Source organism: Catenovulum sp. SX2, assembly GCF_052056295.1.
Taxonomy (GTDB): Bacteria; Pseudomonadota; Gammaproteobacteria; order Enterobacterales; family Alteromonadaceae; genus Catenovulum.
Window position 1 is genome coordinate 143,298 of the sequence record NZ_CP182494.1, and the last position, 20,778, is coordinate 164,075.

The following is a 20,778-nucleotide window of genomic DNA, read 5'->3' on the forward strand; positions in this document are numbered from 1 at the left end:
TCTGACATTTTTAAATATCAAGCTGCATATTTTTCTAATTTTACTTTCCTATAATGGTTACAGTTATTTAACAAATTCGGCGCTCAGATTATCGCGCTGATTAGTTGGGGTGAGTTTGATGAAAAGAAGTGAATTTGCAGATCCGTTTGAACAAGCGCGTAATGAGCAAGGCATTGGCAAAATGCAGGATCAAGATGATCCTGTCACTATGGTACTGGGTTTAAAAGATGTGCGTAAATGTGCACACAATTGGCAAACCTTTCAGTCTGGTGCTAAGCCTGGTCGTATTGTGGTGCCGTCGGAAGTCAATATTCGTGATACTAGACAAATTCCTTTTGAAGTCGATCCACCAGAGCATGGCGACTACCGCGCAATTGTAGAGCCTTGGTTTAAACGTCCGTTGGAAGATGAATACCGTGCCAAATTGCGTGCACAAATTGAATCTTTAGTTGATCAAGTATTAACACAAGATGACGTTGAAGTGGTTGGTGAGTTTTCACTTAAATTACAATCGCGCGCGTTAACCTTATTATTAAATACGCCATACCAAGAATCAGACGTGTGGATAGGCTGGGGCACACATGTATTTAGAAGCGAAGGTGAAGCTTTAGACGGCGACAAAGCTTCTATTCTGTACGATTACATAGACGCTCAAATTGAGCGTGCAGCAGAAAATCCAACCGATGATTTATATTCAGTGTTGCTCAATTCTGAAATTAACGGTCGCAAACTAAGCAAAGAAGAAGTTAAAGGCGTGATGATTTTAACTTTTGCTGGTGGGCGTGACACAGTGATTAATGCGGTAACCAATTCGATTGCTTATTTTGCTGAGCATCCTCAGTCGTTGGCGCGCCTGCGTGATCAACCTGAAATTACCAACCGAGCGGTGGAAGAGTTAATTCGTTACTTCTCACCATTAACTCATATGGGACGCGTAGTCACTGAAGATACAAAAGTGTGCCCGCATGGGCATGATGTAAAAGCCGATAGCCGAATTTCTTTATGTTGGGCTTCTGCCAATCGTGACGCTAAAACCTTTGAAAATCCGAATGAAGTGGTATTAGACCGCAAGGTTAATCCACATGTGGCTTTTGGTTTTAGCCATCATAATTGTTTGGGCGCGACCCATGCACGACAAATTATGCATATTTTATTAGAAACTTTGGCGGCTAAAGTCGGTTCAATCGATATTTTAAATGCGAAAGAAAACATTGAAGACTTAGACCAATTTAAACGCAAAGTTGGTTTTGACAGCATTAACGTAAAATTTAACCCAAGATAAGAGGTAGCTAAGCCATGGCGAAGATTATTTTTATTACCAGTGACAGTGAACAAATTGAATTAGAAGCAACTTCAGGCAGTGTCATGGAGCTTGCTGTGCAAAATGGAGTGCAAGGTATAGACGGCGATTGTGGTGGCGTATGTTCGTGTGCAACTTGCCATGTACATGTAGCGCCAGAACATTTTGCTAAAACCGGGCCAGCGAGCGAGATTGAGCAAGACATGTTGGAGTTAGATGACGACGCTAATGAATACAGCCGTTTATGCTGCCAAATTGAGGTCTCTGAGCAGTTAGACGGTGTGGTTTTATACCTAGCTAAGTAGTGGTTTAATCTTTGTGAAAAGGGGGCAAGTTATGTCAGAAAATCAAACATGTGTGGTAGTGGGTGCAAGTCATGCTGGGGTTAATTTTGCGTTTGCATTAAGAAAAGCAGGCTGGCAGGGCAGCATCAAATTGTTTGATGCCGACCCAAGTTTACCGTATCACAGACCCCCTTTATCTAAGGCGTATTTAACCAGTGCGGATGCAATTGATAAAAATTTGCTCAAAGCAGCAGAAACGTATCAAAAAGACGATATTGAGCTGAACTTAGGTGTGAAAGTGGGCAGCATTGAGCTCACAGCTCAAGTGCTTCAACTTGAAAATGGCGAGCAAGTTGCTTTTGATAAATTGGTTATTGCCACAGGTGCACGACCTTTTATACCACCTATTGAGGGGTTAGACTCAGCTTCGAATTTGTATCCGTTACGTACAGCACAGGATGTAGAAAATATTCGCCAAGCATTTGCACATTCAGCACAAAAGCGTGTGGTGATTATTGGTGGGGGTTATATAGGTTTAGAAACCGCAGCATCCCTTAAAAAGCTCGGTGGCGAAGTTACAGTGCTTGAGCGAGAGCAACGCATTTTAGCTCGTGTTACCGCACCTTGTATGTCAGACTATTTTCAACGCTTGCATGCCGATAATGGTGTGACAGTCGCTACCAGTAAAAATGTAGTGCGTATTGAAACCACAGATGGCGAAAACTCAGTGCAGTGTGATGACGGTACTGTTTACCCAGCTGATATTATTATTGTAGGTGTGGGTATTCGCGTAAATACTGAGCTGGCTGCGAAGGCGGGTATTGAGATAGACAATGGCATTAAAGTAAATGCTCAAGCGCGAACAAGTGATGAGAACATTTATGCTATTGGTGATTGTACTTATCACTACAATCCGCATTACCAGAGATTTATTCGTTTGGAGTCGGTACAAAATGCTGTAGACCAAGCAAAAGTGGCGGCCGCATCTATCTGTGGACAAGAAGTTGAATACGATACTTTGCCTTGGTTTTGGTCAGATCAGTACGATGTAAAATTACAGATGGTTGGTTTATCTCAAGGTTATACAGATATTTTGGTACGTGACGAAAGCGAGCCGAACAAATTCTCAGTTTGGTATTTTAAAGGTGATGAATTGTTGGCGGTAGATGCAGTAAACAATGCAAAAGCTTATGTAGTTGCCACTAAGTTTATTAAATCGGGTGAGCGAATTGATAAAGCTAAATTAGTTGATGCCAGCGTCGAATTTAAACCCGCCAATTTGTTATCCAGAATTCAGGTTTGTTAGTTTTATGTGTTTACAAGAGGTGCCAGATAGCACCTCTTGATCTATTAGTGGATTTTTAATCAAAGTCAGTGCGGATATAAATCAACTCTAGATTTAAGATCTTGTCTAATTTTTTCAGTTGGAAATAGCATTAACTCAATTTCCCCTTGCTGTTGTAGCTGAGCTAGTCCTTTTTGCAGTGCGTTAAATACTAGCTGACCGTACGGATGTTGTTTTGACACAGCAAAATGGCGTGAGATTGGAAAAACAAACTTAACCCCTTCAATTGGCGCCAAATTTACGCTTTCACAAGGCACACTGGTTTGCTCTGGCCCAACCATGACTAACTCGCCAATAAAGAGTTGTGCTCTTCCTGCAGTAAGCATTAAACACAAGGTATTGTCTTGCGAGGCATTAACCGCCGGTAATTCAAGCTTTTCTAACATGGCCCAATCGTGCCACCATTGGCGTGATGACAATACGTGATAGTTACGCAGCGCATGTAAAATAACACGCTCGCTGTGTGCATGGGGCAAACCCGCCAGCTTTAGTTCAATTTGTTGTTTATACTCTGGGGTGGTAAATAACCCTTTAATAAATTGTCCTCGTTGAAAAACCGCAGTGGTCACGTAAAAGCTTGTTGTGTCTATGTCGTCTTGCCAAACTGTTGTTGCCGACATCACCACATTTCCTCGCTCTGCTTCTTTTAGCGCTCTAGCGTAATTTGGAATATCAAAAAATTTAAATTTAAAATCGAGCTGGCTGTAGGTTAACGCTTTACAAATAATCAGCAGTTCTAGCGATAGCCTATATGCGGCGGGATGTAAGTAATGGTTTACTGCTTGGCAGTTTTGCTGTTGAACTAACTGCAAATACTTTTGCTGTTGGTCTGAATTAACTGCAATGTCTATCGTAAGCGAATTGCTAAAGCTAATTGATGGCACTAAGGCCATGCAAACTAGCCACAACTGTTTCAGCGCTGACACATAGTTCTCCAACAATAAATGAATATTCCAACTAGAGTATAGTTCAAATTTGTTGCGCAGCTATTTTTGTCAGCTCAGTTGTTAGTCTGTTCAATATTGGCGAAAAATTTGAAGGTCGTTTGCACATGCTGGTGCCAATATTCCCAGCTATGTTCCCCACTAAAACTTTCTAATTCAGCATCAATATTGAGTGTTTTTAGTTTTTGCGCAAAGTCTAAGTTACTCTGGTAGAGCACGTCATCTACGCCACAATCAAAACGTATCGGCGGCAACTGGTTTTTATGTTGTTGTAGCCAATAAAAAATATCAGATTCTTGTGCAGTTTCGCATTGGTATTCAGTTAACTCTGTTGTGACAAAGTGCTGCATATCGTCAATTTTAGTAATAGACGAGTGTGCAGAAATTCCACTAAATAAGTTTGGATATTTAGCACCTAAACGTAGCGCACCATAGCCTCCCATAGACAAACCCGAAAGGTAAAAACGGCTCTTGTCGGATACAGAGTTCTGCACTTGTTTTACGGCAGCAATTACATCTTCAGTTATCCATTTATCATAGTTAGCGTGTTTTGCTAGCGGCAGATAGGCACTGCCGTCGTACAAACCGCCGTCAGATGGCATGGCTAGTACAAAGTCTATGCCACCTAATTGAGCTTTTACTTTTTCATAGGCTAGGTGAATACCACCTAAGTACATCCAAACCCAAGCATTGCCATAAACACCATGCAACAGAATAATCACAGGTAAATTTTCACCTTGCGCATCACTATTGTATAAAACTATGTCGTGGCGTCGCTGCAAATTCGACGAATGCACAGTGACAAATTTAGTATTGGCCGGCGTATACGCCGGATTAGAAATTTCTAAACGATTTATCGACATTTTAACTTACCTTAATAACACCCTTAGCGATTCGTCCATTGAGCATGTCGTCAAACCCTTCTGCAACTGTTTCTAGTGTGTAAGTTTTAGTGACCAGTTCGTCTAATAATAATTTACCACTTTGATATAAAGACAAAATACGTGGGAAATCACGCTCTGGGTTACATTGACCGTACAATGGATTGATGTAAATTTTATCCCATTCAAACAGCTCGCAGTCAAAGTCAATGCGTTGTTCTATACCACTTACTTGTACCGCTGTACCTGCACTACGAATTAATTTGAGTGGGGCAGAGCCTAAAGCAGGAATGGCGGTACATTCAAAGGCGTAGTCGGCTCCTCTGCCACCATTTAACGCTTTCACATCCGCTGCAACTTGGTTGAAATCAATATCTTCGCGGCTAGCGATTACGCCATGGGTTGCACCAAATTTCTTCGCTTGTTCAATGCGCTCTGCATTTATGTCGATGGCGATTATTTTCGCTGCACCGGATAATTTTGCACCTTGAATAACATTTAAACCAACACCACCACAACCTATAATACAAGCGGTTGAACCAGCTTTTAAGTTAGCAGCATTTACTACAGAACCCCAACCCGTCATAACACCACAACCGACAATGGACGCAGATTCAAAAGATATATCCACCTCGGTTTTTACTACAGCCGATTCTTTTATAACTGTGTATTCGCACATAGTGCCTAAATGGAAAGAACGTTCAACTGGCTGCTCATTTTTAGTACATGCCTGCGCATGTGCATGGCCTGCTAAGTCACAACCGCACACAGGGGAGTTAGTTTCACAAATATGTGGGTTACCTTCTAAACATTGAAAGCAGCTACCACAAGGAATTGCCCAATTTAGAATCACTTTATCACCAACTTTGACCTTAGTGACTCCTTCACCTATGGCAGTGACAATGCCCGCGCCCTCGTGACCAACAATAAATTCTTTGTTCCAATTTTGAATTGAATCCCAGTCGGTATGGCAAATACCAGATGCTTTAATGTTAACCTGCACTTCTAATGCACCTGGCTGACCTACTTCAACCTCAGTTAGCTTAAAATTGCCTTTGCCGTCCGAAATAATCGCGCGTGACTTGATCATAAAAACCTCTATCCAAATACGAATATGTAATTGAATAAATTTAAACATGATTTTTACAACAAATCTGTTATATCAGAATTCATAAATGTCAAAATATTGCTGTTTTTTGGCAATTGCATGTAAACTAAATTATCTAAGAAAAACTTTGCACATGAGTCAGCTGTGGCAAAACAAAAAGTATATTGCGAACCATTTTGCATTCAAAAAGGTTATGATTTTGAAGTACACCATGTCAGTTACGAAAGTAATTTAGGCTATTCGTGTTTTATGCATTTTCACGAAGTGCACGAATTAATTGTATTTGAACAAATAGATGGGGTGTACTTTTATAGCCAAGGCCAATCTGAACTACAAGATCACGATATTGTGTTTACCCCTAGTATGGAAACACATGATTTTGAGTTGGTCGATAAAGCCAAATCTTGGTTTATTATTCAGTTTTTACCGGCATTTTTAACCAAAGAAAAACTGCATAATGCCGCGGCATTTTTTCAGCAAGGCATGCATTTACGCATGCCGGTAGAACATTTTGCAGCAGTAATGACTCAAGTAAAATGGTTGCATCAGGCCTACGAGCAAGATCCACAGAGTGATAAAAGCAATACATTATTAAAACTATTGTTATTGTGGATCAGCGAACATGCTAGCTCGGTTACATCTACACAAGCGCAGGGGCTCAACCAAACCAAAGGTTATGAAAGATTATTACCAATTGTTGAGTTGTTTAAGCAACAAACAGCAGTTGAATTACAGCTAGAGCAAGCCGCTGACTTGTGCCATCTATCACCTTCGTATTTTTCAAGATTGTTTAAAAGTGTTTTTAGATGCAATTACTCTGAGTACGCCAACCGCCATAAACTGTATAACGCAGCACGTATGTTGTCACAAAGTAAACTATCTATCACAGATATTGCGTTTGAGCTGAACTTTTCAACACCATCTCATTTTATTGCCTTGTTTAAAAAACAATTTGGGGTCACGCCCAAAAAATACAAAATGCAGTTAGAGACAAGACTGGAGCGGTGAGCGTCACCTGAACTCTGGTGAATAGCTTATCCAGAATTCAGGTGAAGAGCGTTTATTTGCAGCCGGTATGGCCTGCGGGCAATGCGACTAAATAAGCATTAGCAATGTCGAGTTCCATTTTACCTTGGGTTGAAATGGCAAAAATATCTGTGAGGTTTTTAAAATCGAATTTACCGTCTTGGTTAAAACAATTGAGTGGCAGGGTTAATTCTGTCCATTCATTTTTAGGCATTTGTTTCAAAACAGGATTTAAAGCAAGCTCGCTATCACATTTGTTTGACCAGTTACAGCGCATCGATATTTTAGCAACTGAGGTGGGTTGTTCTACAATTCTAATTTGTAGTTGCAAGGCGCTGGTATCTTCTACCGATGATAAATCTATTTTGTGGCCATTTAAGGTAATATTCGAATACCAAGCCGCTTTTTTATTGCGTCCTCGCCACTTTACTTTAATGGCATCGTTTGTGGTTGTTTTACTAATTGGCTCTACTGTAACGTTACCACGTTTAGTTTTACCAACTTGATTTTCAACAGCTATGCCCCATCCTAAAGCGTTACCAACACTAAACTTCCACGGTGAGTTTGGCTGTCCTTGAGCAATAAAAACACTGGTTGGGTCGGCCGCAAAAGCAACTGAACTCAACACAAATGACAAAAGTAAGCTAATTTTTGTAGACAGGGTTAACACAGGTGTTTTCATAATATACCTAACCATTAGACAACAAATTAACATGTATATTGTATACAAATTACAATTTTGTCAATATTCTTGATATTTGCTTTACATTTTTCTATGGTTATTGTTAACTATCTACAATGTTTGTTTAGTAGTTTATACTACCGAGGTAATAAGTAATGAAATATCTAGATTACGGTTATAGCCGCATGAGTCACAATTTTAAATTGTCGGCACTAGCTATAGCGACTTTAAGTGTTGTTGGCTGCCAGTTAACTGAAACTCAAAATAAAGCGCCTATCGCTGAAAAAATCTTATTCGATTTTGAAGCCGACGCGCTGCCGCTTGAAGTGCAACTAATTAACGCTGACGGCAACTTGGTTTCGCACGGAGCGACTGAAGGCAATACAGCGCTAAATGTTAAATTTCATTCTAAAAAACATGAGTACTCGGCAATTAATTTTACTCCGACTCAAGCTTGGGATTGGAGCGATTTAGATAGTTTCAGCATTGCGTTTGATATCTCTAATCAAGGGCAATATTCCACTCAGTTGTTTTTGAATGTATATGATCACAACGGTCAAGTTTATACCCGCAGTGTCAATGTGCCAGTGGGTAGTGCTAAAACCTACTATTCAAAAATGGCCGGTCACGATTTAGTTAGTCCAGACAACAAACATGGTGAAAACGTTGAATTGAATTTAAGTTCAGGTTTGCGTTCTAACCCTGCTACTTGGGAATCAAACCAAGTACAATTTATCTGGATGTGGGGTACAAAAAATCTCGATACTAAAGGCATAAAACAAATTTCGTTAAGTGTTCAATACAACTTACATGACAAAGAAGTAACAATTGATAATGTAAGAGTGATGCCGAACCCTAAAATGAATCAAGACTACCTAGAAGGTATAGTTGATAAATTTGGTCAACCAACTCGTTTGGAATATGAAGAAAAAATTCATTCTGAAAAAGAACTGCTTGAAGTAAAAGAAAAGGAACTGGCACGTTTAAATAACGGCGAAAAGTTATCTGACCGTTCTAAATACAGTGGTTGGAAAGAGGGTCCTAAATTAGCCGCAACTGGCTATTTTAGAACTGAAAAAGTTGGTGATAAGTGGTCGTTAGTTGACCCAGAAGGTTATTTATATTTCACCACGGGTATTGATAACGTTAGGATGTCGAACGCGACCACACTAACAGGTTATGATTTTGATCAAAACGCTATCAACCAACGTAGCGCTGACGAGCTGACTCCAGAAGATTCTCAAGGGTTAAATCCACCACCAAAACAAGCTATCCCAACACGTAAGTTAGTTTCTGAAACACGAGCTAATATGTTCGAGTGGTTGCCTGATTACAAAGATCCATTGGCTAGCAGTTATGGTTATCGCCGTGGTGCCCACTCTGGCCCACTTGAGCGCGGTGAAGTGTTTAGTTTTTATATGGCCAACTTAGAGCGTAAATATGGTGAAACCACACCATATTCTTATTTGAAAGATTGGTCAAAGGTGACAGTAGATCGTATGTTGAGCTGGGGTTTTACTTCGTTCGGCAATTGGATCGATCCTATGTATTACGACAATGCTCGTATACCATACTTCGCAAACGGTTGGATAATTGGTGATTTTAAAACTGTCTCTAGTGGTAATGATTTCTGGGGCGGATTACCGGATGTATTCGATCCTAAGTTTGAAGAGCGTGCTGACGCAACAATTAAACAAGTTGCTAAAGAAGTAAACAACAGCCCTTGGTGTGTCGGTGTTTTCATTGACAATGAAAAAAGTTGGGGTCGTCCAGAATCGAAAACAACTGAGTTGGGTATTGTCATCCATACGCTCACGCAAAATGGTGCTGAATCACCGACTAAAAACATGTTTACTGAACAAATGCGTGCTAAGTATGCAAATATTGCTAAGTTAAACCAAGCTTGGAATACCAATATTGCTTCTTGGGATGCGTTCCAACAAGGTAGCTTCAACAGTAAATTAGACGAAGCCAATGCGCAGCAAGTTGCCGATTACGAAAAACTCTTGTTTGAATACGCAAGTGAATATTTCCGTATCGTCGACGCTAAGCTCGAAAAATATATGCCAAACCATATGTACATGGGCGTTCGATTTGCCGATTGGGGTATGCCTATGCCAGTTGTTCAAGCATCGAAAAAATACGTCGATGTAGTCAGCTTTAATTTATATAAAGAAGGTTTAACCAAGAAAAAATGGGCGTTTTTAGAAGAGCTAGATATGCCAACTGTGATTGGTGAATTCCATATGGGTACAACAGCTTCAGGCTTCTTCCACCCTGGTTTGGTTCATGCTGCTAACCAAGAAGATAGAGCAAGAATGTACAAGGATTATATGCACTCTATTATAGATAACGACTATTTTATTGGCGCACATTGGTTCCAATATTTAGATTCTCCTATCACAGGTCGCGCCTATGATGGTGAAAACTATAATGTTGGTTTTGTATCTGTAACAGATATTCCATACAACGCTATGGTTGATGCCGCCCGTGAACTACATTCAGAGCTATACGAGCGTAGATTTGGTGAGTTAAAACAAGTGCAGGCTGACAGCAAATAAGCTGAGGTCTATCGGTTGAAAAACGTAACAAGCCCGAACATGAAAGTGTTCGGGCTTTTTTGTTTTATTTAATGTTTTTCCTTAATGCCGCAGTCGCTTCTTTTAAATCTTTATTGCGAACACCGTTAACAATATCCTTATGCTCGTCAACCAAAGCTTGTGAGGTTTTGATACGCTGGTAGTTCATGCGCATACGCATAACAATTGGATACCAAATATTTACTAGATCTTCGCCGCCCGCTAGGTTAACTAGATATTGATGAAACTCGATATCGGCTTTAGTGAGTTCAGTAAACTCTTCTTTATTAAAATGCTCTTGCATTCTGTCGATAATATCGTCGAGGTCTTCGAATTGTTTTTCTGTAACATTGCCAATTAAATTTTTCAGCGCAAATTCTTCGATTTTACGTCTAATATCTATGCTTAATTTTTGCATGTCAGCAGATAATGGGCTGCTAACAGATGAACCTACGTTATTTTTACTAACTAACAAACCTTCTTTAGTTAACTTTAATAAAACGTCTCGAATTGGTCCTCTAGAAACACCGAATCTTTCTGCTAATTGTTGCTCATTTAATTTGGTATTGGCTTGAAGTTCACCTGAAATAATATCAGATCTAAGTGCGTCAGCAATTTGCTCGCGAACGGGAATTATTTTGATTTTCTTATTCATAATTTGGTCCCACATTAGGTGTATACATTAAAAAATTGTAAACTTTATACATTAAATAAATAAAAATAGTATATCTGGATTCTAATACGTTTAATTCAGATTGGCTAGCGCATTGTTGATGGATGTGGTAGTGCAAAAGACTAAATCTATAAAATTCATTAAATAACAATTGTTTAGCTATGTTTGGTTGTAGAGTTTCTGTCTTTTTTTACTGCTATTACGCTTGAGCAACCAGCGTTTTTAACCATAGTTTTATCTGTTCTTTTAATAATTTTTTCAAAAAATATATTTTAAATATCAAAGGCTTAATGGTTTTTTGCGAAATTTACCAACGCAAGCAGTTATTATTAATTGAATATTATTGTTAACAATGTACAATTAAATGAAGATTGTGTTTGTTTGAAGGTTTTTATGGTCAATTTAGCCAAGCAAGCAGATGTACCATGCTTACATTCTGCTAATTCTCGAATTCGCTCAGTGAAAACTGAGTATTATCAAATTCCACTAGCGGAAGTTCTAAGTGATGCTAAGCATGGTGACCACACGCATTTTGAATTAGTCGTATGTCGTGTCTTCACTCACGACGGTTATGAAGGTGTTGGTTATACCTACACAGGTGGTACTGGCGGTCGCGCTATTTATTCGCTTATTGAAGATGATTTAAAAGCATCACTAGTCGGTCAGGACACTTCTCAAATCGGCAAAATTTGGGAAGATATGTTGTACAAGCTGCATTATATCGGCCGTGGTGGTTTAGTTAGTTTTGCTATGTCTGCGGTTGATATCGCTTTGTGGGATATTCGCTGTAAGCGTTTAAATCAACCTTTATGGCAAGTAGCGGGTGGGGCAAACAATTCAACCCGTTGTTACGCAGGTGGTATCGACCTTAATTTTTCCGAAGAAAAGCTGCTTAACAATATTCAAGGTTATTTAGATCGTGGCTTTAAAGGCGTCAAGATAAAAGTAGGCAAAGCCGACTATCGCGAAGATGTCGCTCGTGTTGCCGCTGTACGCAAATTGATTGGCGACGATATCATTTTTATGGTCGATGCTAACTACTCGTTAACTGTTGAAACTGCCATTCGTTTTGCCAAAGCAATTGAACAATACGACATTACTTGGTTTGAAGAGCCAACAATTCCAGATGACTACCAAGGTTATGCTCGTATAGCTGAAAACACCACAATTCCGTTAGCTATGGGCGAAAACCTCCATACTGTTTACGAATTCAACTATGCGGTACAACAAGCTAAGTTAGGGTTTTTACAGCCAGACGCTTCTAATATTGGTGGCATTACAGGTTGGTTAAAAGTGGCAGATCTCGCTTACATCAACAATTTACCTATTTGTACCCATGGCATGCACGAATTGCACGTGTCGTTAATGGCTTCACAGCCAAATGCCGGACATATGGAAGTGCATTCTTTTCCAATTGATCAATATACAACCGAGCCATTTATTGTTGATGAAAATGGTCGAGCGGTTGCACCAAATGTTGCTGGTACGGGCGTTGAGTTCGACCAAGCGTTAGTCGGTCCACATTTAATTAAACAATCTTAGAGGTGTAACAATTATGATTGCTGCTCAATATATGGGTGATAAAAGTTTTTCAATTGTTGAAGGTGTTAACAATTTACCAAAAGCGGATGAGGTTAAATTGGCTGTTGGTTATGTTGGTATCTGTGGTACCGACATGCACATCTATCATGGTGTTATGGACGCGCGTGTTAATCCACCTCAAACAATTGGCCATGAAATGTCGGGTACAATTGTGGAAGTTGGCAGTGAGGTAACTGGTTTTGCGGTTGGTGAGCGTGTTGTTGTGCGCCCATTAGATTGGTGTGGAGAGTGTCCAACTTGTAAAGCCGGTCACACGCACATTTGTCAAAATCTAAAATTTATGGGCATTGATTCACCAGGTGCTTTCCAATCAAATTGGACTGTTAAAGCGCGCACTTTGCACAAATTACCGGCTGGCGTTAACTTAAAACAAGGTGCGTTAATCGAACCATTATCAGTTGCTTGCCACGACATTCGTCGTTCACGTTTACAAGCTGGTGAAAAAGCCGTTGTGTTAGGTGGTGGTCCAATCGGTCAATTAGTTGCAGCTGTGGCTAAAAGTGTTGGTGCGGATGTTTTAGTTTCTGAGCCAAATGAATCACGCCGTGCGTTTGCTGAAAAGTTAGGTGTTGAATCTGTTAATCCATTAGAAACTGACTTAGCGAAATTTGTTGATGAATGGACTGGCACTAAAGGCGCTGATGTAGTATTTGAAGTTTCAGGTGTTAAACCTGCAATTGATGCTATGACGCAAATTGCTGGCCGTCGTGGTCGTATTGTTATGGTTGCTATTCACTCGCAAAAACCTGAAATCGATTTATTCCAATTCTTCTGGAAAGAACTAGAGTTATTAGGTGCGCGTGTATACGAAGCAGAGGATTTTGACTGGGCAATCGACTTAATCGCTTCTGGCAAAGTAGATGTAGCGCCATTTATCAGCTCGGTTAACCCACTTGCAAATATTGGTGATGCGTTTGCGAGCATGGACAACAACCCACAAGGTATGAAAGCTTTAGTTGAATGTAATGCTGAGTAAGCCTAATAGCACAAAAAAGTAAGAGATTTTATTATGTTAGAAAAATTTAGTTTAGAAGGTAAAGTTGCCTTAGTTACTGGTTGTAAACGTGGTATAGGTAAAGGTATCGCTTTAGGTTTAGCTCAAGCGGGCGCAGATATTATCGGTGTTTCTGCCAACTTAGAGCTTGAAGGCTCAGAAGTTGAAAAAGAAGTAAAAGCGCTAGGCCGTAACTTTAAAGCTTATCAATGTGACTTTGCTGATCGCCAAGCTTTGTATGCTTTTATTGAGCAAGTTAAAGCTGATTTTCCAAAAATTGACATCTTAATAAATAATGCGGGCACAATTTTACGTGCGCCTGCGGCAGAGCATGCTGACGATTTATGGGATAAAGTAATTGACGTTAACTTAAACTCTCAGTTCGTATTAAGCCGTGAAATTGGTAAAGACATGGTGGCACGTGGCTCGGGTAAAATTATCTTCACTGCGTCATTGTTAACTTTCCAAGGTGGTATTACAGTGCCTGGTTATGCAGCAAGTAAAGGTGCAATTGGCCAGTTGGTTATGGCATTGTCAAACGAGTGGGCTGGCAAAGGCGTAAACGTAAACGCTATCGCCCCAGGTTATATCGACACTGACAATACTGAAGCATTACGTAATGATCCTGAGCGCAGCGCGGCAATTTTAGGTCGAATTCCACAAGGTCGCTGGGGTACACCAGAAGACTTTAAAGGCCCTGCTGTATTCTTAGCTTCTGAAGCTGCAAACTATGTAAATGGCGCTATTCTGTTGGTAGATGGCGGCTGGATGGGGAGATAAACCTATGGCTTTCCAAAATAACGTAAATTTTATTAATGGCGAATACGTTAAGTCGTATGCAGATGGTGTAATTGATGTATTAAGCCCGTCTACCGGTGAAAAAATTGGCGAAATTCCAAAAGGCTGCGCTGAAGATGCACAGTTTGCGTTGGAAAGCGCTAATAAAGCGCAAAAAGCTTGGGCTAAATTAACGTCACGCACACGTCAAAAAATCTTACGTAACTTCGCGCAAAAAATTCGTGAAGCTAAAGCTGTGTTAGCGCCAATGTTAGTTGCCGAGCAGGGTAAATTGATTGCTGTTGCCGAGATGGAAGTTGAAGTTACTGCAACTTTTATTGAATACGCTTGTGATAATGCATTGACGATTGAAGGGGATATTTTACCTTCAGACAATCAAGACGAAAAAATCTACATTCACAAAGTACCACGTGGTGTTGTGGTTGGTATTACAGCATGGAACTTCCCGCTAGCTTTGGCTGGGCGTAAAATTGGTCCGGCATTAATTACTGGCAACACTATGGTATTAAAACCTACGCAAGAAACGCCATTAGCAACAACTGAGTTGGGTCGTTTAGCGGTAGAAGCGGGCATTCCTGCGGGCGTATTAAACATCATTAATGGCTCTGGTTCTGTTGTGGGTCAAGCTTTATGTGAAAGCCCGATCACTAAAATGATCACTATGACAGGCTCTACTTACGCAGGTAAACAAATTTACAAAACCAGTGCTGAATACATGACTCCGGTTATGTTAGAGCTAGGTGGTAAAGCACCTATGGTAGTAATGGATGATGCTGATTTAGACCAAGCGGTAGAAGGTGCTTTGTGGGGACGTTTTGCTAACTGTGGCCAAGTTTGTACTTGTGTTGAACGTTTATATGTTCACGAAAAAGTATATGACGAGTTTATGGCTAAGTTCTTACCACAAGTTAAAGGGTTGAAAGTTGGCGATCCTATGGATCGTGAGAGCCAAATGGGTCCTAAATGTAATCAACGTGAAATTGATAATATTGATCACATTGTTAAAGAATCAGTTAAACAAGGTGCAACAATAGCTACGGGTGGCCAAGTTGCTAAAGTTGCTGGTTTTGCGGGTGGTTGTTGGTACGAGCCAACAGTGCTTGTGGATGTTGAACAATCAAACATTGCGGTACACGAAGAAACTTTTGGCCCTGTTTTACCTGTTGTAAAATTTAAAGATGCAGAGCAAGCCATCGAATTCTGTAACGACAGTATTTATGGTTTAAGTGCCTATGTTTACACAAAAAACTTCTTCGATATCAATAAGTTTATTAACGACTTAGATGTAGGTGAAGTATACGTAAACCGTGGCATGGGTGAACAACATCAAGGTTTCCACAATGGTTGGAAACAAAGTGGTTTTGGTGGTGAAGACGGTAAATTTGGTTTAGAGCAGTATTTAGAAAAGAAAACTATTTATTTAAAAGAAACTAAATAATAAAACCATTTAAAACGAAATAAGATAACTAGCCTCCCCATAATCCCTGCTGCCAATGAATGGTAGTGGGGATTATTTTTATTACCCGCTGTTTACTTTTTTTAAACAAAATGGAACTTTTAGGTTTACTGTGTATTGTTAACAATGTACAATGTTTGAAATTGTTGTGAGAGGTAAACCAAAGATGAAAAAGTTAATCGCATTGTTAGTATTAACACTTTGTTGTCAATCACAAGGGATTGCTAAAACTGTTGTGACTTTTGCAACAGGCATACAGGGCGATGCAAAACAGCAGTATGAATATAATTTAGTTAAACTGGCGTTAGATAACACGGTAGAAGATTATGGTGTTTATCAATTAAACGTAAGGCCAGGTGAAACACCAAGTTATACGCGTATGCGTGTTGAAGCCGAAGAAAAGCAGTTTCAAAATTACCTCTACAAAGATTCGGTATCGAATGATTTATTAGACAAACTAGCAGCAGTGCATTTTCCTGTGGAGCTAGGCGTAGCTGGTTATCGTGTTGGTTTGATCTCACCCGAAGCTCAAAACAAACTACGTACAGTTCAGACTAAAGAGCAGGCATCTGCGCTAAAAATAATTCAAGGCCGCGGATGGTTAGACGGAGATATTTTACGTTCGCAAGGATTTAGGGTTGTTGAAGGTAGTCATATTGAAGGTCTTTTTTATATGGCTGCAAATAACCGCGGCGACATGTTTCCGCTAGGTGCACATGAACTAAAACGCGAATGGGATAAGTTCAAACATATTGATGGCTTACGTTACGACACGGAAATTTGCATTTATTACCCCTTGCCCAAGTTCTTTTTTACTCATCCTGACAACAAACTTTTGGCTGAACGTATCCAAGTTGGTTTAGAACGAGCGCATAAAACGGGTGAGTTAAATGCATTGTGGAAAGAATATTTTTACGAAAGATTTCAATTTAGCAATTTAAAACAAAGACGCATTTTTAAATTTACTAACCCTATGATCAGCCGAGTTGATCCGCATTACGAACAATACATTTTAGACCCGAACACCTTATAAGAATTTTGTGTGTGTGTACCATGTGTGCCTCTTGCCCCAAGCTTGCTTGGGGCTTTTTTAGCGCATGGTTCAAAGCCAACTAAATCACAGTTAAACTCTGCATGGCACCTAAGGAACAGGCTGTTAGCCAGAGTTCAGCTTCACTAGACTGAGGTGCATAATGAAAGCTTTGATTATTTTTTTTCTGGTTATTTGCCCTAGCCTATTTGCGAGCGTTCAAGCCTGCGAACTAACACTCACTCACCCGTTACGCGACAATGATAAAGAAATACTAATTGTAGAATTGCTCAAGTTATCTTTGACTAAAGTGAGCACCTCTGTTTGTTTTAAAGAACTTGATGAGACGTTAACTGACGCGCGTGAAGTTATGTATGTGGCGAAAAATCGCCTGAGTTTAAAATGGGGTAGTGCAGGCTCATATAAAGTTGAGGGCCTACTCGCGGTTGAAGTGCCTATTTTTAGAGGTTTAGGCGGCTATCGAGTTTTAGTGATTCGACAAGGCGAACAGGCCAGATTTAGCAAGGTTAAAACCGTTAACGACTTACAAGCATTTACTGTTGGCCAAGGTGCATTTTGGGGCGATACCCGCATACTCGAACATGCAGGTTTTACCGTCGAGAAATCAACCCAAGCGCGAAATTTATGGAAGATGCTGCACGCAAAGCGTTTTGATTTTATTTCACTCGGTGTTCATGAGCCTTGGGATGAGGTTGCGCAAAGACCAGAGTTAGCTATGGCGGTTGAGCCAAATATATTATTCATTTACCCATCGGCTTTTTATTTTTATGTCAATCAAGCCAATTTCGCACTTCACCAACTCATTGCTCAAGGTATGCAATTAGCATTGAGTGACGGTAGTTATTATCAAACACTCATTCACTCAAAGCTAATTCAAGACATGTTACGCCAGGCGAATTTGTCGCAACGGTATGTAATTGAAATAGATAACCCGTTTATTGACGTTAATCAAATGGCAAAAACCGAGTTGTTATACCAATTGATCAGTTTAAATCGTTCAAAAATGAACACGAATAATACAATGCAAATAAACCAATAGAATTTAAGCCGTGAGGGTAAAAGATGGAATTAAAAATCAATAAACAAACATATCAGGTAGATGCCCCAGACGAAATGCCACTGCTTTGGGTTGTTAGAGATTTGCTTGGAAAAAAAGGCACTAAGTTTGGTTGTGGCCAAGGTTTATGTGGGGCCTGTACTGTACATGTAAACGGCCAGCCAATGCGCTCATGTATCACCCCTGTTATGGTTGCAAAAGGCGCTGAAATTACCACCATTGAGGGGGTTGATGCACAAGGCAATCATCCTATTCAAGTTGCATGGCGTGAAAATAACGTTCCTCAATGCGGCTACTGCCAGTCTGGGCAAATAATGTCAGCATTGAATTTACTCGAGAATAATACGTCACCAAGCGATCAAGATATAGACAATGCCATGTCGGGTAATATCTGCCGTTGTGGTACTTATCCCCGCATCAAACAAGCGATTAAAGATGCTGCTTCTGCCATGCAACAAAATAAAGGAGTTAAATAATGAACACCTTTAAATTGGATAGGCGCGAATTTTTAACCTTAACAGGTGTTGCTGGTGGTGGTTTGTTATTGGGTTGTTCAACATCGGGCAATGCACCGCAGGCAATGTTTATTAAAAGTGACCAGCCACAAAAGCTCAATGTGTTTGTATCAATTCGCCCTGATAACAGAGTCGATATTATTAATCACAGATCAGAAATGGGCCAAGGCGCTAAAACCGGGGTTATTCAAATAATTGCCGATGAATTGGATGTCGATTGGGAGAAAATCAACGTTATTCAAGGACTAGGAGACAGAGCATATGGCGATCAAAACACCGATGGCTCAACCAGTATTCGTAAATTTTACACTAAGCTGCGAGAAGTCGGCGCATCTGCACGCGCCATGTTAGAACAAGCTGCGGCTGACTATTGGCAAGTTGATAAATCACAAGTGCAAGCTAAACAACACAAGGTGTTTAATTTAGCCAATGGCAATAGTTTAAATTATGGTGATTTAGCCGAGCTTGCCGCCAACCAGCCTGTGCCGAATGTTGCTAGTTTAACCTTTAAAAGCAAAGATCAATTTAACTATATTCAAAAACCTGTGCCGATTGTCGATTTACACAATATGACCACAGGCAATACCACTTATGGGATTGATGTTGAGTTAGAAGGTTTGTTAATTGCCAGTATAGAACGCTGCCCTGTGTTGTATGGCAAAGTTAAATCTTTTGATGCCAGTGCAGCAAAAGCGATTCCAGGAGTAATAGACGTAATTAACATGCCAGATACAGTTAAACCTGTGGTGTATACCTCGGGTAGTGGTGTGGCGGTTATTGCGACTAATACTTGGGCGGCCAATCAAGGTCGCAAAGCACTTAAAATTGACTGGGATTATGGCGAACTTGGCAGTTTTGATAGCGATAGCGCGTTTGCTGATATGGCGAATAAAGCGCAAAATCCAGCAAAACGTAGCGCAGAAAAAGGTGATATCACTGCAGGTTTTGCCAAAGCTGAACAAATAGTTGAGGCGACTTACCAAGTACCTTTTTTAGCCCATGCACCTATGGAACCGCCAGCTGCCGCAGCGTTAGTTACAGACACAAGTTGTGAAATATGGGCGGCAACACAAAATCCACAAGCTGTTATGGATAATGTTGCTGGAATAGTGGGTTTAAAGCCCGAACAAATAAAAGTAAATGTCACTTTATTGGGTGGCGGTTTTGGGCGTAAATCTAAAGCAGACTTTGTTGCTGAAGCTGTGTATTTATCTAAACAAATGGGTAAGCCGATTCAAGTAGTATGGACGCGTGAAGATGACATTCAAATGGGCTATTTTCATGCGGGTGCTGTTGCACATATTAAAGCTGGGGTGGATAAATACGCTAATATCACAGCATGGCGGCAGCGCTCGGTGATGCCAAGTATTAAAACGACGTTCGACCCGTCAACCGAAGATATGTTAGATGTTGAATTGTCGTTAGGTTTTAATGATATTCCTTATCAAGTTGAGAGTTTACAAAGTGAGTCTTCAGGTTATCAAAACCCTGTGCGTATTGGCTGGCTGCGCTCTGTAAGTAATATTCCGCATGCCTTTGCTCTGCATAGTTTTGTCGATGAGTTAGCGCAGAGTAGTGGTATCGCCACACATAAATACCTTCGTCAGTTATACGGACAAGACCGCACGATAAACCCAGCCGAAGACTATGGCTTTAAAGGCTACACCGACTATGATGAAAGTTTGCAGCGTCACCCAATTAGCATTAAACGCTACAAAGCTGTGTTAGATAAGCTTGAGCAGTTGGTCGATTTTGATGAAAAGTTGCCAGCAGGCCAAGCTTGGGGTTTGGCTATTCACCGCAGTTTTGTTAGTTATGTTGGAGTGGCCAGTAAAGTTGAGGTGAAAAATGGCCAACTGAAAGTATTGCAGATGCAAGCTGTGATCGACTGTGGTATTGCGGTTAACCCAGACAGAGTTGAGTCGCAAATTGAAGGTGCTATGATCTTTGGTTTGTCATTGGCGTTGATGGGGCGAATAGATATTAAACAAGGTGCAGTTTCACAGTCTAACTTCCATGACTATCCATTGCTGAGAATGCAGCAGTGCCCGCAGCTAGCGGTTGAAATTATCCAAAGTGATGAATATCCAGGTGGGGTTGGTGAGCCTGGCGTGCCTCCAGTTGCACCTAGCCTGACCAATGCAATTTTTGCAGCAAGTGGTAAACGATACCGAGTTTTACCAATCAACCAATATTTATCGGTTTAATTAACCTAACTTCAGTTTAATTATTTTCACAACCTTGTGAGTTGGGTATTAACCCAACTCTTATTATTGTTCAGCCTAACCTTCAAACTCTTTTGTTAATGTTAACAATTTACCATGATCTGTTTGTTTTTTGCTCGATGTTTCTTTTTTATTTCTTTTTAAAACAATAACTTGTGATTGTTTTTATTTTGTTAACTTTTAATTGTTGTCATTTGTGATTGGTTGTTCTACTCTAGCTGGGCAAAGTGTCAGGTTAATATTCACACAAATCAATTG

18 protein-coding genes are annotated in these 20,778 nt (G+C 40.3%); 13 read left to right on the top strand and 5 right to left on the bottom strand.

Annotated elements, in window-relative coordinates:
- The first annotated feature begins 118 nt into the window (after nucleotides 1-118).
- The 3 genes from ACMZOO_RS18040 to ACMZOO_RS18050 are packed head-to-tail and all read left to right on the top strand — an operon-like array spanning nucleotide 119 to nucleotide 2,890.
- Nucleotides 119-1,282, top strand: coding sequence for a cytochrome P450 (locus ACMZOO_RS18040; protein WP_440906632.1), 1,164 nt, complete (start codon nucleotides 119-121; stop codon nucleotides 1,280-1,282).
- A 14-nt stretch (nucleotides 1,283-1,296) separates the two neighbouring features.
- Nucleotides 1,297-1,605: a 2Fe-2S iron-sulfur cluster-binding protein gene (locus ACMZOO_RS18045; protein ID WP_440906633.1), complete on the top strand. Its 309-nt coding sequence runs from the start codon at nucleotides 1,297-1,299 to the stop codon at nucleotides 1,603-1,605.
- Between the two features lie 31 nt (nucleotides 1,606-1,636).
- Nucleotides 1,637-2,890 (top strand): NAD(P)/FAD-dependent oxidoreductase, encoded by a 1,254-nt coding sequence (locus tag ACMZOO_RS18050; RefSeq protein WP_440906634.1) that lies wholly within the window; start codon nucleotides 1,637-1,639, stop codon nucleotides 2,888-2,890.
- A 65-nt stretch (nucleotides 2,891-2,955) separates the two neighbouring features.
- Here the strand turns inward: ACMZOO_RS18050 and ACMZOO_RS18055 are convergent, their stop codons facing one another.
- The 3 genes from ACMZOO_RS18055 to ACMZOO_RS18065 all read right to left on the bottom strand — a co-directional run bounded on the left by ACMZOO_RS18055 (nucleotide 2,956) and on the right by ACMZOO_RS18065 (nucleotide 5,844).
- The gene (locus ACMZOO_RS18055) at nucleotides 2,956-3,855 is read right to left on the bottom strand and encodes a hypothetical protein (RefSeq protein WP_440906635.1); all 900 of its coding nucleotides are present in this window, start codon (nucleotides 3,853-3,855) and stop codon (nucleotides 2,956-2,958) included.
- A 74-nt stretch (nucleotides 3,856-3,929) separates the two neighbouring features.
- The gene (locus tag ACMZOO_RS18060) at nucleotides 3,930-4,736 is read right to left on the bottom strand and encodes an alpha/beta hydrolase (protein ID WP_440906636.1); all 807 of its coding nucleotides are present in this window, start codon (nucleotides 4,734-4,736) and stop codon (nucleotides 3,930-3,932) included.
- Between the two features lies 1 nt (nucleotide 4,737).
- Nucleotides 4,738-5,844 carry a Zn-dependent alcohol dehydrogenase gene (locus ACMZOO_RS18065; protein ID WP_440906689.1) on the bottom strand — a complete coding sequence of 369 codons (1,107 nt, stop codon included), beginning with the start codon at nucleotides 5,842-5,844 and terminating at the stop codon, nucleotides 4,738-4,740.
- Nucleotides 5,845-6,006: 162 nt separating this feature from the next.
- Between ACMZOO_RS18065 and ACMZOO_RS18070 the strand changes: the two genes are divergently transcribed.
- A complete protein-coding gene (locus ACMZOO_RS18070; RefSeq protein ID WP_440906637.1) occupies nucleotides 6,007-6,870 on the top strand; it encodes a helix-turn-helix transcriptional regulator in 864 nt (287 codons plus the stop codon).
- Between the two features lie 52 nt (nucleotides 6,871-6,922).
- On the opposite strand, the gene ACMZOO_RS18075 is transcribed toward ACMZOO_RS18070, so the two are convergent.
- The gene (locus tag ACMZOO_RS18075; RefSeq protein WP_440906639.1) at nucleotides 6,923-7,570 is read right to left on the bottom strand and encodes a putative glycoside hydrolase; all 648 of its coding nucleotides are present in this window, start codon (nucleotides 7,568-7,570) and stop codon (nucleotides 6,923-6,925) included.
- 155 nt (nucleotides 7,571-7,725) lie between these two features.
- Between ACMZOO_RS18075 and ACMZOO_RS18080 the strand changes: the two genes are divergently transcribed.
- Nucleotides 7,726-10,131, top strand: a complete 2,406-nt coding sequence (locus tag ACMZOO_RS18080) for a beta-galactosidase (RefSeq protein ID WP_440906640.1) — start codon at nucleotides 7,726-7,728, stop codon at nucleotides 10,129-10,131.
- Nucleotides 10,132-10,195: 64 nt separating this feature from the next.
- Here the strand turns inward: ACMZOO_RS18080 and ACMZOO_RS18085 are convergent, their stop codons facing one another.
- Nucleotides 10,196-10,804, bottom strand: coding sequence for a GntR family transcriptional regulator (locus ACMZOO_RS18085; RefSeq protein WP_440906641.1), 609 nt, complete (start codon nucleotides 10,802-10,804; stop codon nucleotides 10,196-10,198).
- Nucleotides 10,805-11,215: 411 nt separating this feature from the next.
- Between ACMZOO_RS18085 and ACMZOO_RS18090 the strand changes: the two genes are divergently transcribed.
- From ACMZOO_RS18090 to ACMZOO_RS18125, 8 genes are all read left to right on the top strand, one after another.
- Complete coding sequence (locus tag ACMZOO_RS18090) at nucleotides 11,216-12,364, top strand: mandelate racemase/muconate lactonizing enzyme family protein (protein WP_026016978.1); 1,149 nt, start codon at nucleotides 11,216-11,218, stop codon at nucleotides 12,362-12,364.
- 13 nt (nucleotides 12,365-12,377) lie between these two features.
- On the top strand, nucleotides 12,378-13,400 hold the full coding sequence (locus ACMZOO_RS18095; protein ID WP_016957840.1) for a zinc-dependent alcohol dehydrogenase: 1,023 nt from the start codon (nucleotides 12,378-12,380) through the stop codon (nucleotides 13,398-13,400).
- 33 nt (nucleotides 13,401-13,433) lie between these two features.
- Nucleotides 13,434-14,198, top strand: coding sequence for a 2,5-didehydro-3-deoxy-L-galactonate 5-reductase (locus ACMZOO_RS18100; protein ID WP_440906642.1), 765 nt, complete (start codon nucleotides 13,434-13,436; stop codon nucleotides 14,196-14,198).
- Between the two features lie 4 nt (nucleotides 14,199-14,202).
- A complete protein-coding gene (gene aldA / locus ACMZOO_RS18105; RefSeq protein ID WP_440906643.1) occupies nucleotides 14,203-15,654 on the top strand; it encodes an aldehyde dehydrogenase in 1,452 nt (483 codons plus the stop codon).
- A gap of 184 nt (nucleotides 15,655-15,838) precedes the next feature.
- On the top strand, nucleotides 15,839-16,705 hold the full coding sequence (locus tag ACMZOO_RS18110; protein ID WP_440906644.1) for a hypothetical protein: 867 nt from the start codon (nucleotides 15,839-15,841) through the stop codon (nucleotides 16,703-16,705).
- 160 nt (nucleotides 16,706-16,865) lie between these two features.
- Nucleotides 16,866-17,762 carry a hypothetical protein gene (locus ACMZOO_RS18115; protein ID WP_440906645.1) on the top strand — a complete coding sequence of 299 codons (897 nt, stop codon included), beginning with the start codon at nucleotides 16,866-16,868 and terminating at the stop codon, nucleotides 17,760-17,762.
- A gap of 23 nt (nucleotides 17,763-17,785) precedes the next feature.
- Nucleotides 17,786-18,256: a (2Fe-2S)-binding protein gene (locus ACMZOO_RS18120; protein WP_440906646.1), complete on the top strand. Its 471-nt coding sequence runs from the start codon at nucleotides 17,786-17,788 to the stop codon at nucleotides 18,254-18,256.
- A complete protein-coding gene (locus ACMZOO_RS18125) occupies nucleotides 18,256-20,502 on the top strand; it encodes a molybdopterin cofactor-binding domain-containing protein (RefSeq protein WP_440906647.1) in 2,247 nt (748 codons plus the stop codon). The genes ACMZOO_RS18120 and ACMZOO_RS18125 overlap by 1 nt, the downstream gene beginning before the upstream one ends.
- Nucleotides 20,503-20,778 lie beyond the last annotated feature (276 nt).

Excerpts from the sequence above, each read along its gene's own strand:
- aldA (WP_440906643.1), top strand. The coding sequence starts at position 14,203 with ATGGCTTTCCAAAATAACGTAAATTTTATTAATGGCGAATACGTTAAG.
- ACMZOO_RS18065 (WP_440906689.1), bottom strand. The coding sequence starts at position 5,844 with ATGATCAAGTCACGCGCGATTATTTCGGACGGCAAAGGCAATTTTAAG.
- ACMZOO_RS18125 (WP_440906647.1), top strand. The coding sequence starts at position 18,256 with ATGAACACCTTTAAATTGGATAGGCGCGAATTTTTAACCTTAACAGGT.
- ACMZOO_RS18050 (WP_440906634.1), top strand. The coding sequence starts at position 1,637 with ATGTCAGAAAATCAAACATGTGTGGTAGTGGGTGCAAGTCATGCTGGG.
- ACMZOO_RS18120 (WP_440906646.1), top strand. The coding sequence starts at position 17,786 with ATGGAATTAAAAATCAATAAACAAACATATCAGGTAGATGCCCCAGAC.
- ACMZOO_RS18080 (WP_440906640.1), top strand. The coding sequence starts at position 7,726 with ATGAAATATCTAGATTACGGTTATAGCCGCATGAGTCACAATTTTAAA.
- ACMZOO_RS18060 (WP_440906636.1), bottom strand. The coding sequence starts at position 4,736 with ATGTCGATAAATCGTTTAGAAATTTCTAATCCGGCGTATACGCCGGCC.
- ACMZOO_RS18100 (WP_440906642.1), top strand. The coding sequence starts at position 13,434 with ATGTTAGAAAAATTTAGTTTAGAAGGTAAAGTTGCCTTAGTTACTGGT.
- ACMZOO_RS18045 (WP_440906633.1), top strand. The coding sequence starts at position 1,297 with ATGGCGAAGATTATTTTTATTACCAGTGACAGTGAACAAATTGAATTA.
- ACMZOO_RS18090 (WP_026016978.1), top strand. The coding sequence starts at position 11,216 with ATGGTCAATTTAGCCAAGCAAGCAGATGTACCATGCTTACATTCTGCT.
- ACMZOO_RS18110 (WP_440906644.1), top strand. The coding sequence starts at position 15,839 with ATGAAAAAGTTAATCGCATTGTTAGTATTAACACTTTGTTGTCAATCA.
- ACMZOO_RS18040 (WP_440906632.1), top strand. The coding sequence starts at position 119 with ATGAAAAGAAGTGAATTTGCAGATCCGTTTGAACAAGCGCGTAATGAG.
- ACMZOO_RS18085 (WP_440906641.1), bottom strand. The coding sequence starts at position 10,804 with ATGAATAAGAAAATCAAAATAATTCCCGTTCGCGAGCAAATTGCTGAC.
- ACMZOO_RS18075 (WP_440906639.1), bottom strand. The coding sequence starts at position 7,570 with ATGAAAACACCTGTGTTAACCCTGTCTACAAAAATTAGCTTACTTTTG.
- ACMZOO_RS18095 (WP_016957840.1), top strand. The coding sequence starts at position 12,378 with ATGATTGCTGCTCAATATATGGGTGATAAAAGTTTTTCAATTGTTGAA.
- ACMZOO_RS18115 (WP_440906645.1), top strand. The coding sequence starts at position 16,866 with ATGAAAGCTTTGATTATTTTTTTTCTGGTTATTTGCCCTAGCCTATTT.